Raw genomic sequence first — 17,264 nt, 5'->3', positions numbered from 1 at the left:
ATAAACTAAATACTTCTTGAGGGGGGTGCTTTAATTAGCTGAGATCATACCCATTGAACCTGAACCAGATAATGCTGGCGGAGGGAATCGTTTAAATGAATCATAAATGTGAGGATCCCTTTTTAAAAGGAATCCTTTTTTATTTAGGAGGAATAAAAATATGTTAAAAAGATGGAACTTGCATAACATCATCATGTTAACCATGATTTCAATTCTTTGTGGAGTTATTTTTTGGTCGGCTGACTTTTTCTATAATGCACTAACGGCTGCTCTAACACCGGTTGGTCTAGCACCCATGGCCGGTGCTGCCCTATTTGGTCTCTGGATCATTGCCAGTCCACTATGTGCTATGATTTTCAAGATTCCAGGTGCAGCAATTTTAAGTGAAGTCATCGGCGCCATCGTTGAAATGATCTTAGGTGGCCAATGGGGCATCATGACGATTGTATCCGGCTTAGTCCAAGGGATTGGTGCCGAATTAGGTTTTGCATTGACTGGTTATAAAATGTATAACTACTTCAGTCTGTCATTATCATTGATTTTAACTACGACAGTCACTTTTATTTATCAACTATTCACCAATGGTTACGCTAGTTACTCTGCTGGATTGCTCTTCTGGATTTTTATCGTAAACTTAATTTCCGCCTTCGTTTTCGGCGGAATCATTCCCGTTTTAATTATCAAGGCTTTGAAGAAGAGCCACTTGGTAAAGGAATAATTTAAAATGGTATCTCCCTAAAAGACGATGGATATGATCCACCGTCTTTTTTTATTGAAATATTAAACTAAATATCATAAACATAATCATCTATAGTTACTTGACGTATACGATTTTGTAAAATTTCCTCGTTTGTATTTAAATATAATATATCTTCTGCACTACTAAAAAATGGAGTTATTTTCTTAATAAACGATATATTTTCTTTAATACTTGGTATTTCAGAACCAAACCATGAATTTTCAATTTTGTATAATTTAAATTTATTTAGCGAAAAATGTTTACTAGCAATCACTTTAAAAAAAGGAATTGCTTTATCATAACTAAAATAAAGATTAATTAATTGCATTATATTTTGAGCTTCATTAATTTCACTAGTTATTTTTAAATTAGATAATAACCAGTTATCAGATGAATAATTTTTAGGATGTAAAATAAAATTCCATGCTGAATTTAAAGGATTAAATTGTTTACTATATATTTTTTCTTTAATAAGATTCCGAAAGAATGAAGATTCCCACAATAAAGACATTTTTAAGTAAATTTCTGGTGTATTATTCCAATAAATTTGATTATTTTTATTAAATAATAAATTTAATATTGACCTTTGAAAATCAGAATCATCTTTAATTAACAAGAATAAATTGTTTTTAAAGTCTATATCTATTGAATTAACAATTGTAAAATAAAATCCCCTTAAGTAACATTTAATAAGTTTATTCTTTGAAGATACGTTATTAAAAATATTATCTGCACTTTCTTTAGAATTAAATTGAAAATTATCATAAGAACTATATTCGATAGTTTTATCTACAAACAAATCAATAATTTTAGTATTTTTTTGATAACCACTATTCATATTTTCATAAGAAACATTTAACCAATCATGTTCATCCAACCTACTCATTAAATCAAATAAAATATCAACATCATTAATTGTTGGATCCGATTTAGTAGAATAGACAAAATACATCAGCATTATTGAATTTTTATATTGATCTTTAAAATCATTAAGAAAATTAACAATTCCATATTCCTCTACAATTACACAAGATGTAAGATAGTTTACATTCTTTAAACCGATTTTAAGAAGCTCTTTTAACAAATCATGTTTTTCTTTTGAAGAAATCAATTTAACTATATTTGCAAAATTATATCTAATGGAAGATGAATTAGATAAATTACTATTTAAACATAATGATAAATCAAATGCAAAATCATTTAATTTATTGATTACATTATTCGTATAATCATTCAATAGCAAATTTTCATTGAAAACTCCATATTGATTTTTATCACAATAATTGTTCATAATCCAAAAACATTTTTGAAAAGGATTAAATGACTTAATTACATCATTTAATGATATTTTACCAGCTAAATAATCTATATGAACTATTTCTAATTTTATAAAATCAATATCATATTTATTTATATCCATCGATTCAGAATCACTTGCTATTTTTAGAATATGCCTTAATGAGGTTTTTGTGATTTTAAAATTATGTTTATCATATATAAGATTATTAGGAATAAATTTTAAAAGAGAATTTTTAGGAAACTTATTTTGATTAGCAATTACTTTTAATATATCAAAAATTTGTTTTAAGATTTTTTCATCAAATAAACTATCATTTAAATGATAGTTCACAATTCCATAAGTATCATTAATATATACTGTTTTACTGCCTCTAGGTTTAAGAATCCCCCTCATAGTAAATAATAAGCATTCGTTAATAATTGGAATAGATTTAATAATCCAATTATGAAAAATTGGAAGACCTAATCTTAAATGAAATAGCTGATCTTTTAAAATAGGATCAATTCCAAACATATCGACAAAGAAATTTTCAAATATATTAATAGTTGAATTATCCCTTTGAAGATAAGTAATGCTTAGTTCAATAACACTTCCATAATATTTTTTAAAATCATTTTTCAATAAAATTTTCAAAAGAGATAAAAAATTATCACATTGAGTATTATTATATTTTTGATTTAATTGATTTAAATTAAAATTAATATTACGATTCTTAATTTCAACATTATCAGCTAAATAAATGCCCAATCTAAGAACATCTGACTCTAAAAAATTACCAAATTCTTTCAAAAATTCAATTTTTTGTTGTTTACTTAATTTTTCACCAGAGTGTCTATAAAAATTGTAAACAGCATTTTTTAATAAATAACGTTCATCATTACTAAACTTAACAGATTTAGCATGTTCTAAAGCATTAAGCAAATAACTAAATCCACAATTAAATAAAATTGATAATAAATCATTCAATGTAAATTTTTTTGAACCAAACAAGAATAAATACAAGACATAATCTTTTAAAGATTGATCAGATATACTTGCAACCTCTTTTTGATAAATATTACAAATCTCTTTATCACTCAGCTGAATTATATTTTTAACAAATTGATTATGATTTAATCCCATCATTTTAATCAATCCATCTATTTTAGATTCATCGCGATACTTTATTTTGTTGAATACAGCAATAATGAATAATGTTTTTAAATAAGAATCGGAAATATTAGCATCTTTAATTATTTGACTATAATAATTAATCATAATTCCATTAGAATTATTTAAAATATTTTCACCTTTTAGTTTTACTAATTTAACTGCAATGATAGCCTGTCTAGGGTTAGAGTGAGAAAGATTAAGAATTTTATCTTTAATTAGAGGATTTTTAGAAATAAAATCATCTTCATTAATTATAGATTCAACGGTTTTTCTTTTAGCAGCTTCCAAATTAAATAATTTATACTCATAGTCTTTTATATTATGTCTAAAATTGTCCACTGCATAATTTCTTATCGTAACAATAAAATGAAGATTATCATATTCATCTAATAAAGAAATAGCGCTATATAAATAGTCAATTTTAAATTCATTTGCATCATCAATTAAAACATAATTCATTCTATTTTTTGATAAAAAATTTTTTAAATCACTATAAAGAGGCTGTTGATTATTTTTAACAAATAAACATTGATTATCTTTATGATTTTTATCAAAAATTCTTAATGCTTCAATTGCAAGTTTAGTTTTTCCAACACCTGGATTTCCTTCAATAACAATAATTTTATTGTTTTGAATATAATTTTTAATTTCATTTAATCTATCATTTTGATCAATATAGGATGTTGATAATGGAGCATTAGTTTACTTTTGTCATGTTTATTAATAAATTTATCAAATGAATTTATTTGATCAGTCCATTTAGGTAAATCAAAAAAATCTAAAGCTAAAGAATGATATTCATCTAATAAATCATTTGCTATTGTCGTTGAACTAATTAATTTTAATCTATATGGTTTAGCGTATTCAACAAGTTTATTATTCTCTTCTGCTGAAATATTTGATCCAGCATAACAACAAACTATTCCTTTTATTTTATTTTTAGGTAATTTAGCCTTTGTTTTTGCATCATCAATATCCGACATTAATTTTTTCTCAGAATCTTGACGCGTTCCATACATCATTAAAATGTAAGAATCGGATATATCATGTAAATAAGAATCTGGTGTACCAGCAGTAGTTTTATTGGATCCATCCATCGATCCTGGTGTATTTAATTCCCAACCATATTTCTGGTGCAAATATCTATCACAAAGTTTTTGAAAGCGTCCTCCTTCCATTATACGTATTCCTTCTTCAATTTGATTAAATCGGTCCATTACATTTCTCCTTTTTATAAATATGATATTATTTATTATAGTATTTAAATACATTATTATTTTAACGAATTATAATAAATTAAATTGTATAGTTAGTTTACCAATCTTCCAGTAAAATTAAAATACCTCCTAATTTTAATTATCATTTTTATAAAAAATCATTTACTAAAAATGGTATCTCCCTAAAAGACGATGGATATGATCCACCGTCTTTTTTTATTGCAATATTAAATTAAAATTATCTAATCACACATTAAAATCATTTTGTTGTATAATAATGCCCAGGAAATTAAAGGAGGTTTTAAATATGGCTAAAAACGATGAAACAAAGAATCAACAAAATGACGCACAAAAATTGGCCTACCAAAAATTAGGCCAGAAAATTGCAGAAAATTACGGTGTTAAATCCTATGATGAATTTCAAAACGAGTTTGACATCATGCCGAAGCAAACTGATTGCGACGATTAAAGCATCTATAACAATAAATCAAGCAACTTAACTGGTGATATTCATCATCCGTTGAGTTGCTTTTTTATTTTCAAACGATTATGCCAATGTTATAATTACTATTGTAAGCGATTACATTTAAATTAAAAATTAATCAATCAGCAATCAATATCAAAGGAGGAATCATGATGAGCAATGAAAACATTTTAAAACCACTTCATCACACCAATAAGCGCTGGTGGAAAAATGAAGTCATTTACCAAGTTTATCCAAGATCATTTCAAGATTCAAATGGTGATGGCATTGGTGATATCAACGGAATTACATCCCGTCTAGATTACTTACAAAGCCTCGGTATCACTACCATCTGGCTTTCACCCGTCTACAAGTCACCCATGTTTGATATGGGATACGATATTGCGGATTATCAAAAGATTGACCCCATCTTTGGGACAATGAAGGATCTTGATAATTTAATCGTTAAAGCCAAGCAGCATGGCATGAAGATTCTCATGGATTTAGTCGTTAACCATACTTCTGACCAGTGTCCATGGTTCCAAGAAGCTTTGAAAGATCCAAAATCTAAGTACCGTAACTATTACATTTTTAAACATACCGATAATGGTAAAGCTCCTAACAATTGGCGTTCCGCATTTGGTGGTTCGACATGGTCTAAAGTTCCCAATGAACCAGGAACTTACTACTTCCATAATTTTGCACCAAAGCAACCCGATTTAAACTGGGAAAATCCTGAACTCCGTCAAGCCATCTATAAGATCATCAACTGGTGGTTGGATAAAGGGATTGCCGGTTTTCGTTTAGATGCCATCATGCAGCTTAAAAAGGATCAGGACTTTGCAAGCCTCCCTGCTGATGATGTTGATGGTTTAGTCAACGGTGAAAAGAAAGATTTGAACCGCCCAGGAATTGAAAAATTCCTATCCGAATTGAAGCAATCAACATTTGCTAAATACAATGCTTTAACCATCGGTGAAGCATACGGAGTCCCAGCTAAAGACATGCCAAGATACATCGGACCGGATGGTTACTTCTCAATGATCTTTAATTTTGACATTATGAATCCTGATATACCAGACGTTAACCGCTGGTACATTAAAAATAAATGGAGTACTGCCGACTGGGCAAAAACTATTTTTGATAGTCAGCATGCCGTTCAAAAGGCTCACGCTTACTTCACGAACATCATTGAAAATCATGATCAACCGAGGGCCGTTTCTAAATTTATTCAGAATCCAAAGGACCGCACTCCTGAATCTGCTAAAGCATTAGCTGCCGTTTACTTCTTGTTACCTGGCGTTCCATTAATTTTTGAAGGTCAGGAACTTGGGATGAAGAACTTCAAACGCCATAGTATCAGTGAATTTAATGATCTTTCTTCCATCAATAACTATCACATGGCAATCAAGAATGGTTATACAAAGGAACAAGCACTTCAATTTGTAAATGAACGTTCAAGAGATAACGGTAGAGTTCCAATGCAATGGGATGGTTCTAAATACGGTGGTTTCTCAGATCACAAACCATGGTTAGAAATGGGTAATGATCGAGAAGGCATCAACGTTAAGGATGAAGAAAAAGATCCGAATTCCGTTTTGAACTTCTACCGTCGTTTAGTAAGATACAGACAAAACGACCGCGTAAGAAAGTTATTCATTGATGGCTCGATCGAACAAATCAAAGGCTTATCAAAGGATATCATTGCCTACACAAGAACATTAGACGGTAAAACCATTAAAGTCATCGTCAACTTTTCAAACCACACGATTAAATTGGATCAGCCAATTAAAGGTAAAATCGAATTAAATTCTAATCCGAAGAATGAAGATTTAAGTCAACTAATGCCATTCCAGGCAGTGGTTGTGGAATAGAATATTAAATATGAATATACAAATAGAAGCAGTAGTCTGTGATAAGATTACTGCTTTTTATGTGCATTCTATTTATGATATGGGCTACCCTCATTAATCATAAATGCCCGGTAGACCTGTTCGCTCAAAACTAAACGCATTAACTGGTGTGGCATTGTAAACCGACCAAACGAAATCTGTTCATCAGCCCGTTTCAAAACTTTAGGAGCTAAACCTAATGAACCGCCAATCACAAAGGTAATCTTCGAATGACCATAAGTCATTAAATCCTTAATTTCCTTGGCAAATTTTTCAGAAGTTAATTCTTTACCCCAGATTGCCAGTGCATACACATATTCGTTATTCTTAATGTGATCAAGGATTCTCGTCCCCTCAATGTCCATAATTTTATCCATTTGAGCTTGACTAGCACCTTCCGGAGTGGGTTCATCCTTAACTTCTTCAATTTTAAACTTACAGAACCGAGACATTCGTTTGGCATATTCAGCAATGCCCGCTTTAAAATACTTTTCCTTCAATTTTCCAACAACGACAAATTTAATATTCATTTAAATCACTCCATCATTAGAAAAAGACAGCTAATCGCTCGTTTAATTATTTTTAATGTATTTATTATTGGTTCGAACCGGATTCTTAATTAACAGGTAGAAAAAGAATGCTAGCAGGATAAATCCAATTGTCCTAATTACAACTGCAGTCCAATTATGAGTACTAATAATAGCTAAACGACTAGCTAATAATGGTGTCAAAATATACCACCAACCAGAAAAATTAACATCATGATAACGTCTGACTGTCAATGAAATTTGCGGAATTAAATTAGCAAGACCCCAAATAAAGTAAATAAGGATCATAATCAAACTAAAAATTGAAACACCACTCAAAGAATAATTATTATGTTCAAACTGTGCAAACATAGAAATTAACGAAATTAGCATTGGAATTGAGATTACAATTCCAATAATTGTATTCCACAAAAATGTCCACCAGTATTCAGAACGACTGCTATTACCACTAAAATTAAAGTAGTTCTTCCAGTACATCCCATAAGCTTTCAAAAATCCAACATAACCATGATTTGGTCTTTGCATTAAAAATCCTTCTTTCATATGTATATTAAAAAGTGATGATAGAAATTAGAGTAACAAACTTTAACTCATTGTGCAAATTACGCTATGATTTAAATTTCTTGGTTTTTGAAAATGAAATTAACATAAATGTAATTGAAAGCAGAGCTGAAATAACTATCAAAGAAATTAAACTAAACCAGTTAAAGTTTTGTTTAACTTCATTCACAAAACTAATATGGTCCATTAATGAATTGACAAAATTTAAAACAACAAATTCAATAATAAAGAACCAAACGCCGGCTAAAATACTTTTTCTCACGACCCTCCTCTTAATTTTCTTACTGTCCTTTACATCAATATCGTTTTCATCCAGCTTATATTTATGCAAGTAATGGATCACATAGAGATTCCAGATGTAAAACAATATAAAATTAACGCTGATAAAAACATACAGTGTGACTGTTGGCCAAATCAGCCCACATATAAACGCAATCAATAATTCTTCTGGGAAAATGAACCAAAAGAAAATTAAAAACAGATTACTAGCATGTTCAGCTTTACTCCTTTTGTATTCGTCTAACTGCTTAATGCCATAAATTCTTTTAGTTAAAAGATCGTATAAAGATAATTTTTTGTTATTAATATTAAATCCCTCTCAATTCTTAAATTTTCGTACATTTTTCCATAATCGACCGAAATACATTAATGAATAGAAAAATGCCAAAAGTAAATTAGATGCAATTACATTCACATTAGTAAACGAATGTTTGATTCCATTAAATAATGAACCATCAATCTTATGACTAGAAACAAATCCCATTACTGTAAAGCCAAAAACAAAATAATAAATACTTCTTTTGATCAGTTTATTTCTAATTTCATCAATATTTTTCTGATCAATTTCTACCAATGATAACTTAAACTTTTGGACGTAAAAATCAATTACTAGCCAATTAATTAAAAGAACTACACCTAAAATTAAATAGCATGGAAATAGGATCTGGTTCTGATTGATGTTTAAAATTGAAAGAAGCATAATGCTTAAAAACATAACAATGAGCAAAATGAAATCAATCATAAACAAGTAAGTTCCAAGATGTTCAATTTTTCGCTTTCGGTACTCATCCAATTGGTGAACACCGAAGATCAACTTGATTAACCAATTATATAGGGATTTATGCACGAAAAATCACCTCATTTATATAGTCATAGTTTTGCTCTTTTAATTTGTTCTAGTCCCGCTAACAAAGACGATCTTGAATAATCTTTCACATTAAAATCCTTGTGGTTTAATTTCGAATAGAACCAAATGCCTAATTTTTGAAAGTCATTCTCACTCATCGCATATTTTAAATCTAATAATCGATTTGCTGCCTTAGAATATTGATGCTTTTTAATTAAATCATTAATTTCCCGTTGATGTGGCAATTTCATTTTATTTTCTTGATGAAAAATAATTTTGCTATCACCATCATTTTTACCTGAAAAAATTTCAGCAATTCCCTTCGCACTTTGTTTCAATTGCCTAATAAGCCAATCATCATCTTCATATTGCATGATATTAACCTTCTTTTATTAATTTCAATTATTTCATTTTTTTAATTCTAAAAATTTGATAGATTGACATTATTAAACCAAAAATAATTCCACTTTTAACTGATGATTTAATGAGTGATATTGATGTAAATGATGATTGCCAACTTGCTCCCTCAAGATGATTCATAAAGCCCATCCAAATATACATAAAAAAGCCAAAACGAAGTGCCATTCCAATTCCTTTAAAAATCAATTTTTTATAAGTCTGCTTAGTTGAATTTACATCAACATCAATTTGATCCAGTTTATAACGAATATTACAGACAATCGTAATCAAAGCCTCAATCATTACTAATGCAAAATCAAATCCCATTAAGCAAAGCAGTATAATCTCAAAATTAGAATTCATAGTTGCAAAAATACCAGCTATACACACACTAAGTAGTAATAAAAAGAAATCAGCCATGAACATTAAATTTCCAATACGTTCAACTTTATGTAATTTATATTCATCTAATTGTTTGATGCCAAAAAAGTGTTTAACAATTTTTTCATAAATTGAATTTTTCCTTTTCATCATTCATCCTCCCAAAATAAACTGTTCAAATCTGTCCCTAGCGTCTTGGCCAATTTGATACATAAATCTAGCGATGGATTATACTTATTGTTTTCAATTAAATTGATGGTCTGGCGAGCGACACCGACCCGTTTAGATAATTGAAACTGTGTTAAATGCTGTCGATTACGATACTCTTTTACACGATTCAAGATGTTTTCCTCCATGTCATATATATACGACAATTAAATCATAACTAAGATTAATTTATGTGTCAACTATATATGACCAATTTTATTAAATAAAAAAGCCATTTCTGGCCTTTTTACTATTCAATCCGATATTTATTATTTTTAATTTTACTTTTCTTGCATGCTAAGTAAATAGCGGTTATAACTAAGGCGAAACCGATGATTCGAAAGATGATCATATGTAAGTTCAATAATATGAATGGTAAGAAGTTAGTTAGCAAGAACCAGCCACCCGAAAGTCCAATATCATGATAACGACGGGTGACCAGGCTGAAATTAGGGACAAATGTTAAAAGCTCAAAAAAACATCCCATCACAATTGGCATTGTATCCCCTTTCATATCATTCATTAAAAAACCAATCATTATAAATACGAAGAGCAACAGCACGTTCCAAATAGTTACTAACCAAAAAACGCGCCGATTAATTCGCCCTTCAAAATTTGAAAAATTTCGTATATAATACGAATAAGCATTTCTAAAATCAATATTATCCATATAAATCCCCTTTTGATAGCTATTTACTAAGCGATAATTTTATATATCATATTTTAACATATTCTCAAAAGATTAAAATTTAATGAAATATAATATATAAAATCGCTTACATCAGATTTTATTATTGACAATTAAGTCAATTTGCGTGAGGATAGCTTTATCACATGAGATTGAGGATGAATTATTCGTTAGGAAGTGATCTAATGTTATTTAGAATGAAGAGTTATCAAGTACCTGATAATATTAGGACTCAGTTGCATAATAATGCTGACCAATTAGTAGGTGATTGCAACATTATCTACAGAAACATTGTTAATCGGACTGAGAAGGATTCATTTGACCCGATTGATGTTGAAATTGACAACATGGAATTTCCAGAGAATCTGGATAAATCCGCCAGAAGAATCGTTAAGCACCTATACAAGTTGTTTAAATTGAAGGGTAACGTTGGTTGCGCTCAATTTAATCGTCAACAACTTAAATACGAAAAATGCTTAGAAAAATTTCAAAATCAATGCATCAAATTAATTAATGAGAAGGATTTTAATGGTTAATCATTACAACTACATTATTTTCTAGTGCCTCTAAAAGTATCATTTCATATATACTTTTAGAGGTATTTTTTTTACCTAATTTTTCGCTATTATCATGATTGTGATAATATGAATTAATAAGATTACCGAAGGAGCTCCTATTTTTGCGCAATCATTTAACCAAATTAATCTCACCTTTAATCATTTGTTTATTCGCGATTTTTATTATTTTTCCAGAAATAACTCACCATGCGATGATTGTTGGCGTTGACTATGCCTTCCACATGAATCGTTTTTATGACACGGCAATGCAGATCAAGTCCGCAAACATTAGTCCATTTCAAACTAATTTTGGGTTCGATCAATCAGGTCGGATTGTTAATGCTGTCTATGGACCTGTTATTGCTTACATCAATGGATTATTACTTTTAATCTGTAAAACCATTTTTAATTATCAGATTGTTAGTAACTTGATTGTCCTAATTACCGCTGGGATATTAATTTACTTCCTGGCAGTTAAAAATCATGTTTCAAAATTCAACGCCCTCTTCATTTCAATGATCTACATGGGCACCCATCCCGTTTTAGCATGGATCACAGGGCAACAATTTACTGGAATGGGAGCAGCAATCTTGCCACTCTTATTTATTCCAGCAACCCAAATGATTAAAAAGCACGATGTTAATTTAATTCTATTAGCAATTAGCATGGTATTACTTCTTCAAACGCATTTTATGAGCAGTGCCGTTGGTGCCGTTGCAATTTTGCCATTCTTTATCGTTGGTTTGATTTCTGCCCCAAATAAGCACAAAAAAATGCTGTTATTCAAACATACCGTTGAAGCTGCATTATTAACAATTCTACTAACGCTTAATTTGTGGGCCAACCTATTTGAAGTTTCCGGTACTAATCACATCATTCCAATTTTTCCACAAACTGATTTCAATACTGACACCATCATGTGGTCAAATTGGTCATTAGATTTATTAGGGCCACTCGTTACCCTCATGTTTGCTGCCCTACTAATCTTCACCATCATTCGTTGGCGAAAGATTAGTTTAGTTAATCGCGTCACTGTATTCACCGGGATTATATTTCTATGGATGTCATCATGGTTATTTCCATGGAATCAACTTAGCCGTTTTCTACCAATTCTAGATACAACGGTTCAGCTACCCAAAAGATTGATGGTCATTTCATGTATTTTATTACTGTTAGCAATTGGCATGGACCTTTCAACAGTTAAGATTCCACAGTGGGCGCAAATCATTAAAATTGCAATTGTTTTATTCATTTTTGGTGATTTTGCCATTGACACCCATCATAATATCAATTCTTTCTTAACTGATTGGTCATCTAAACAGGTTGTCAGCTCTGATCAGACCGTTCAATCGTTAACCATTCAGGAAAAGAATCCAGACAAGTTAAGGCATGCATTGTTGAAAGATAATTTCCAAAAATCAGCCCCACTAGTTCAAAAAACTATTCCTGATTATTTGCCAGCAAGAGAGAAGATCACACCAGCTAATTATTATAATTATCATTTCAGAAGAAATTACTACTATCAGATTATTAAACCATCAATTCAAACTAAAAAGACAGTTAATGGCACCAATCTAAATGTCACATGGAATAATAATTTCAATCAATCCAAGTGGCAGATGATTCCGATTACCAAATATGCACATTCTAGTGTAAAATTAAATGGAAAGTATGTTTCTAATGCCAAAACATCTGCAATTGGAACGTTAGTCGTTAAAGCAAAACCGGGCCAAAATCACGTTCAATTGTCTTATCAACCAAGCTTAATTTGGAAGGCACTAATGATCATCTTTACCCTTTCATGGATTGGATTCATACTCGATTTAATCTTTAAAAAAGGAAAGTGGCATCGTCAATGAAGAAAATCATTATGAATATTTTAAAAGCATGTTTTTTTGTTTTATTTGTCGGTTTAATATTATATAATTTTTTAATTTTAACGGGCATGATGAAACCTTGGTTTCATTAAAATGATCATGATATGATATAATTATTGTGATATCGATATTTAATGAAAGGACTTTAATATGAACCGTGGAATTGTCAGAACCTTTATGGATCAAAGCAGATACGTTTCCGTTAGCGAACCCAGTGGAATTGCGATGATCGGTGATCCTAAAAATTCTAAATTTAAAACTTTAAACCATGTTTCAACTACTTCCGCTGAAATTGATCAAAAATTAAGATCAATTAAAAATCGTGGAATGAAAATTATCGATAGTAATCACTTAAACGCTGATGATATTAAAACTTATCAAAAAATATTTTATCTAGACGCAACTGAAGACGCCTAAAAATATTTATGATATAAAATCAAAGGTTCCGATTATTTCGGAGCCTTTTTTTGATATAATAGAATTAATTATTTTTGGAAAGGAATTGTAAAATGAAAATTATTATTACGGTGGTCGGCAAGGATCAATTAGGAATCGTTGCTAAAGTATCATCAAAACTAGCAGAATTAAACGTTAACATCGTTGACATTTCACAGACACTAATGCGAAATGATTTTACAATGATGTTATTAGGTCATTTAGATACCAAGAAGAACGATTTTAAGACCGTTCAAGACAGCTTATCAAAATTAGGCAAAGAGATTAACGTTAACATTAGAGTTCAGCGTCAAGAAGTTTTTGACGCGATTCAAAAACTATAGGAGCATGAATTTATGAAATCGAAGGAAATTATGGATACCATTAAGATGGTTTCAGAACAAAAATTAGATATTAGAACCATTACGATGGGAATCTCGCTTTTTGATTGTATTGACAGTGATGGCAAAAAAGCCCGTCAAAAGATTTACGATAAGTTAACTAGTAGCGCGAAAGACCTAGTCAAAGTTGCGAACCAAATTGAACGTGAATATGGAATTCCGATCGTTAACAAACGAATTTCAGTCACCCCGATTTCCATGATTGCGGCCGCATCTGATGATAAAGATTATGTTGCATACGCTAAGACAATGGATCAAGCTGCCAAAGCCGTTGGGGTCGACCTAATCGGTGGTTTCACATCCCTCGTTCAAAAGGGATTTCAAAAGGGCGACCATACCTTAATTAAATCACTTCCGGAGGCTTTAACTGAAACCAGCCGAGTCTGTGGTTCCGTTAACATTGGCTCAACTAAGGCCGGTATTAATTTGGATGCCGTTAAAACGATGGGCAGTACCATTAAAAAAATTGAAAACATTGACCCCGTCAGTTGCATGAACTTAGTCGTCTTCTGTAATGCCGTTGAAGATAACCCATTCATGGCCGGTGCATTCCACGGTGTCAGTGAAGCTGATAAAATCATTAACGTTGGAATTAGTGGCCCTGGGGTTGTAAAACGCGCACTGGAAAAGGTCAAGGGTCAGTCAATCGACGTCGTTTCAGAAACGATTAAGAAAACCGCATTTAAAGTTACCCGGATGGGCCAATTTGTTGGTAACATTACATCAAAGCGGCTTGGTGTTCCATTCGGCATCGTTGATTTATCATTAGCACCCACCCCATATCCTGGTGATTCCGTTGCCGAAATCCTAGAAGAAATTGGTTTGGATAGTGTTGGTGCACCTGGCACTACCGCTGCTTTGGCACTATTAAATGATGCCGTTAAAAAGGGTGGCATCATGGCGTGTGAACACGTCGGTGGATTATCAGGTGCTTTCATTCCCGTTTCTGAGGATGAGGGAATGATTAGAGCAGCCAATAATGGTAATTTACGGATTGAAAAATTAGAAGCCATGACCGCCGTCTGCTCCGTTGGTTTAGATATGATTGCGGTTCCCGGTGATACTAGTGCTGACAGCATCAGTGGCATGATTGCCGATGAAGCCGGCATTGGCATGATCAATAATAAGACCACTGCCGTTCGTGTCATCCCTGCAAAGGGTAAAAAAGTTGGCGATACAATTGAATTTGGTGGTATCTTTGGATCTGCTCCAGTCATGCCCATCAACACCAAGAGCCCGAGCCGCTTTATTCAACGTGGTGGTCATATTCCGGCACCAATTCATTCATTTAAGAATTAAATTTAATTTAAAACTAAAAAGGACTTTGCCATTTAAAATGACAAAGTCTTATTTTTATTTATTCTTATTTTTATTCTGCGTACTTTTGAACTAATTGTTTCCAAGCAGTACTTTCTTCTCTGCCAGTGACATAGCTATAGTTCAATAAATCATAATCGGTAACGTTATGGTCAATTGAATTCTTGCCCCATGAACCGGTTCCTAATGTTAATGAAGGCGTTAAGTCGTTGAACAAACCACCAACACCACCAAGTGAAGCTGGCATGTTAACAAGGACACGGCATGCTTTCATGTGAATACCGAACTGTTTTGCAATGTCTGAATTAGTAGTACAGATAGCTGCAGTATGACCTAAGCCACCATAGTTAAGCAATTCATCAGCAATGCGAAATGCTTCATGGTGATCTTTAGATTTATAAACTGAAATGACTGGTGATAACTTTTCACCTGATAAAACATAGTCGGGACCGACTCCATCTAATTCAGCCGCCAAAACCTTAGTATCATCAGGAACTTTAATTCCAGCATCTTTAGCAATTTTAATAGCAGATTGACCTGCAATCGGACCGTTCACACTCTTGGTCTTTGGATTATACATGGTTTTAGCTAGTTTAGTTTGATCTTCCGGTTTAATGAAATAAAAACCATGTTGTTGTAATTTCTTCTTAAAATCATCGTAAATGCCTTGATCAATGATGACACTATTTTCAGTTGCACAAATCATGCCATTATCAAAGGTTTTAGAAGTTGCTAAGTCGGAAGCTGCTTGGTCTAAATCAGCAGTGCGTTCAACATATAAAGGACCATTAGCCGGGCCAACACCTAATGCTGGTTTACCAGTTGAATAAGCAGCCTTTACCATTGCGGGACCACCGGTTGCTAGGGTCGTTGCAATCCCAGAATTATTAATTAGTTCGTTGGTTGCTTCAATGCTGGGTTGGGTAATCCACTGAATACTATTGGCAGGAGCACCCGCTTTAATTGCAGCATCCCGCATGATTTCACCAGCCTTAGTTGATGATTTCATTGCTTGGGGATGAAAACTAAAGATAATTGGATTGCGGGTCTTCATCGCAATAATGGCATTGAACATTGTGGTCGAAGTTGGATTCGTAACCGGTGTAATTCCAGCAATGACACCTAGTGGACGGGCAATTTTAATTAATTTTTTACCCTTATCTTCACTAACAACGCCGACCGTCTTATGATGTTGAATTGAATGCCAAATTTCACCGGTCGAAAAAATATTTTTGAGTGCCTTATCGTGGGCAACCCCACGCCCGGTTTCATCATAAGCCATTTGACCGAGTTCTTTACTTGAAGCTAAACCAGCTAGGACCATTTGATGAACAATATGGTCAACTTTTTCTTGACTAAAATCAGACATATTACTAAGGGCAGTGTGACCCTTTTCAACCATTGAATTAATCATTGTATTAACGTCGGACAAAATCATCACTCCATTTTTAATTAATCGGAAATGCTTACAATTTTACTAATATAAATTAATATATTATAGATATAATTAAATATCCGTTGAAATTCTAACATAGATTTCACCATTCGCAACTAATTGAACGCTTGGAACCTAAACAAATTTACTTATCTTCGTTAAAAATCTTTTGGTAATCTGAAACATCTTGGTCTGATAATTGATCAGAAGCAAATGCTTTGTATCCTTGACGATTAGCTCGTTCAACGTTCTTTTGAACTTCATCGTCAGTTGATTTAACCGGGTTGATGGCATTAAATTTGTCGCCCGGTTTACCAGTTACAACGATGCCGCTTTGTTCATCAATGGCAATATATTGATTATTACCTAATAGTGTTCTGATTTCTTTAGTTGCATTTTCTTCGTTCATAATTTAATTATCCCTTTCGTTTTATCTTTGATATTCAAATCTCACTATTAATTATAATATATAACAATTCATTCACAAAATGATTATCAAATTTAATCACAAAAAAGCAGCATAATTATGATTAGATCTTAATAATTATGCTGCTTTTTATTTTTTCATT

General features: G+C 31.7%; 19 protein-coding genes, 1 pseudogene and 1 riboswitch. Of the genes and pseudogenes, 8 read left to right on the top strand and 12 right to left on the bottom strand.

What is annotated here, in order from left to right:
• The first annotated feature begins 11 nt into the window (after nucleotides 1-11).
• A riboswitch (TPP riboswitch) is annotated at nucleotides 12-103 on the top strand.
• A 57-nt stretch (nucleotides 104-160) separates the two neighbouring features.
• Nucleotides 161-718 carry an ECF transporter S component gene (locus tag WR164_RS01255; protein WP_286135731.1) on the top strand — a complete coding sequence of 186 codons (558 nt, stop codon included), beginning with the start codon at nucleotides 161-163 and terminating at the stop codon, nucleotides 716-718.
• 67 nt (nucleotides 719-785) lie between these two features.
• On the opposite strand, the gene WR164_RS01250 is transcribed toward WR164_RS01255, so the two are convergent.
• Nucleotides 786-3,803, bottom strand: a complete 3,018-nt coding sequence (locus WR164_RS01250; RefSeq protein ID WP_373876916.1) for a hypothetical protein — start codon at nucleotides 3,801-3,803, stop codon at nucleotides 786-788.
• A gap of 41 nt (nucleotides 3,804-3,844) precedes the next feature.
• Complete coding sequence (locus tag WR164_RS01245) at nucleotides 3,845-4,408, bottom strand: hypothetical protein (protein ID WP_286135729.1); 564 nt, start codon at nucleotides 4,406-4,408, stop codon at nucleotides 3,845-3,847.
• Between the two features lie 307 nt (nucleotides 4,409-4,715).
• Between WR164_RS01245 and WR164_RS01240 the strand changes: the two genes are divergently transcribed.
• Both WR164_RS01240 and WR164_RS01235 read left to right on the top strand, forming a co-directional pair.
• Entirely contained in the window at nucleotides 4,716-4,877 is a 162-nt protein-coding gene (locus WR164_RS01240) for a hypothetical protein (protein WP_286135728.1), read from the top strand.
• A gap of 167 nt (nucleotides 4,878-5,044) precedes the next feature.
• The gene (locus tag WR164_RS01235) at nucleotides 5,045-6,745 is read left to right on the top strand and encodes an alpha-glucosidase (RefSeq protein ID WP_286135727.1); all 1,701 of its coding nucleotides are present in this window, start codon (nucleotides 5,045-5,047) and stop codon (nucleotides 6,743-6,745) included.
• A gap of 68 nt (nucleotides 6,746-6,813) precedes the next feature.
• On the opposite strand, the gene rlmH is transcribed toward WR164_RS01235, so the two are convergent.
• The 8 genes from rlmH to WR164_RS01195 form a co-directional block, all read right to left on the bottom strand.
• Nucleotides 6,814-7,293, bottom strand: coding sequence for a 23S rRNA (pseudouridine(1915)-N(3))-methyltransferase RlmH (rlmH, locus tag WR164_RS01230; RefSeq protein ID WP_286135726.1), 480 nt, complete (start codon nucleotides 7,291-7,293; stop codon nucleotides 6,814-6,816).
• A gap of 42 nt (nucleotides 7,294-7,335) precedes the next feature.
• Nucleotides 7,336-7,836 (bottom strand): DUF805 domain-containing protein, encoded by a 501-nt coding sequence (locus tag WR164_RS01225; RefSeq protein WP_286135725.1) that lies wholly within the window; start codon nucleotides 7,834-7,836, stop codon nucleotides 7,336-7,338.
• Between the two features lie 82 nt (nucleotides 7,837-7,918).
• Nucleotides 7,919-8,458: a DUF3278 domain-containing protein gene (locus WR164_RS01220; protein WP_286136872.1), complete on the bottom strand. Its 540-nt coding sequence runs from the start codon at nucleotides 8,456-8,458 to the stop codon at nucleotides 7,919-7,921.
• A 12-nt stretch (nucleotides 8,459-8,470) separates the two neighbouring features.
• Entirely contained in the window at nucleotides 8,471-8,998 is a 528-nt protein-coding gene (locus tag WR164_RS01215; protein ID WP_286135724.1) for a DUF3278 domain-containing protein, read from the bottom strand.
• A gap of 23 nt (nucleotides 8,999-9,021) precedes the next feature.
• Nucleotides 9,022-9,372 (bottom strand): DUF6483 family protein, encoded by a 351-nt coding sequence (locus tag WR164_RS01210; RefSeq protein ID WP_286135723.1) that lies wholly within the window; start codon nucleotides 9,370-9,372, stop codon nucleotides 9,022-9,024.
• Between the two features lie 28 nt (nucleotides 9,373-9,400).
• The gene (locus WR164_RS01205) at nucleotides 9,401-9,928 is read right to left on the bottom strand and encodes a DUF3278 domain-containing protein (RefSeq protein WP_286135722.1); all 528 of its coding nucleotides are present in this window, start codon (nucleotides 9,926-9,928) and stop codon (nucleotides 9,401-9,403) included.
• Nucleotides 9,928-10,119, bottom strand: coding sequence for a helix-turn-helix transcriptional regulator (locus WR164_RS01200; RefSeq protein WP_286135721.1), 192 nt, complete (start codon nucleotides 10,117-10,119; stop codon nucleotides 9,928-9,930). Before WR164_RS01200 ends, WR164_RS01205 begins: the two co-directional genes overlap by 1 nt.
• 116 nt (nucleotides 10,120-10,235) lie before the next feature.
• Nucleotides 10,236-10,655 (bottom strand): DUF805 domain-containing protein, encoded by a 420-nt coding sequence (locus tag WR164_RS01195; RefSeq protein WP_286135719.1) that lies wholly within the window; start codon nucleotides 10,653-10,655, stop codon nucleotides 10,236-10,238.
• A gap of 203 nt (nucleotides 10,656-10,858) precedes the next feature.
• Between WR164_RS01195 and WR164_RS01190 the strand changes: the two genes are divergently transcribed.
• The 5 genes from WR164_RS01190 (at nucleotide 10,859) to WR164_RS01170 (ending at nucleotide 15,242) form a co-directional block, all read left to right on the top strand.
• Nucleotides 10,859-11,209 (top strand): hypothetical protein, encoded by a 351-nt coding sequence (locus WR164_RS01190; RefSeq protein WP_286135718.1) that lies wholly within the window; start codon nucleotides 10,859-10,861, stop codon nucleotides 11,207-11,209.
• 143 nt (nucleotides 11,210-11,352) lie between these two features.
• Complete coding sequence (locus WR164_RS01185) at nucleotides 11,353-13,089, top strand: hypothetical protein (protein ID WP_286135717.1); 1,737 nt, start codon at nucleotides 11,353-11,355, stop codon at nucleotides 13,087-13,089.
• Between the two features lie 168 nt (nucleotides 13,090-13,257).
• On the top strand, nucleotides 13,258-13,524 hold the full coding sequence (locus WR164_RS01180; RefSeq protein ID WP_286135716.1) for a hypothetical protein: 267 nt from the start codon (nucleotides 13,258-13,260) through the stop codon (nucleotides 13,522-13,524).
• 92 nt (nucleotides 13,525-13,616) lie between these two features.
• The gene (locus WR164_RS01175; protein ID WP_286135715.1) at nucleotides 13,617-13,886 is read left to right on the top strand and encodes an ACT domain-containing protein; all 270 of its coding nucleotides are present in this window, start codon (nucleotides 13,617-13,619) and stop codon (nucleotides 13,884-13,886) included.
• Nucleotides 13,887-13,898: 12 nt separating this feature from the next.
• Nucleotides 13,899-15,242 carry a PFL family protein gene (locus WR164_RS01170; protein WP_286135714.1) on the top strand — a complete coding sequence of 448 codons (1,344 nt, stop codon included), beginning with the start codon at nucleotides 13,899-13,901 and terminating at the stop codon, nucleotides 15,240-15,242.
• Between the two features lie 73 nt (nucleotides 15,243-15,315).
• Here WR164_RS01170 and WR164_RS01165 read toward each other — a convergent pair.
• Together WR164_RS01165 and WR164_RS01160 are read right to left on the bottom strand one after the other, a co-directional pair.
• A pseudogene (locus tag WR164_RS01165) lies at nucleotides 15,316-16,698 on the bottom strand (aldehyde dehydrogenase family protein); the annotation flags it as partial.
• Nucleotides 16,699-16,840: 142 nt separating this feature from the next.
• Nucleotides 16,841-17,104, bottom strand: a complete 264-nt coding sequence (locus tag WR164_RS01160) for a hypothetical protein (RefSeq protein ID WP_286135713.1) — start codon at nucleotides 17,102-17,104, stop codon at nucleotides 16,841-16,843.
• Nucleotides 17,105-17,264: the final 160 nt, after the last annotated feature.

The sequence above is a fragment of the Philodulcilactobacillus myokonensis genome, from assembly GCF_027923585.1.
Classification (GTDB): Bacteria; Bacillota; Bacilli; order Lactobacillales; family Lactobacillaceae; genus Philodulcilactobacillus; species Philodulcilactobacillus myokonensis.
This window is presented reverse-complemented; position numbering and strand designations above follow the sequence as displayed.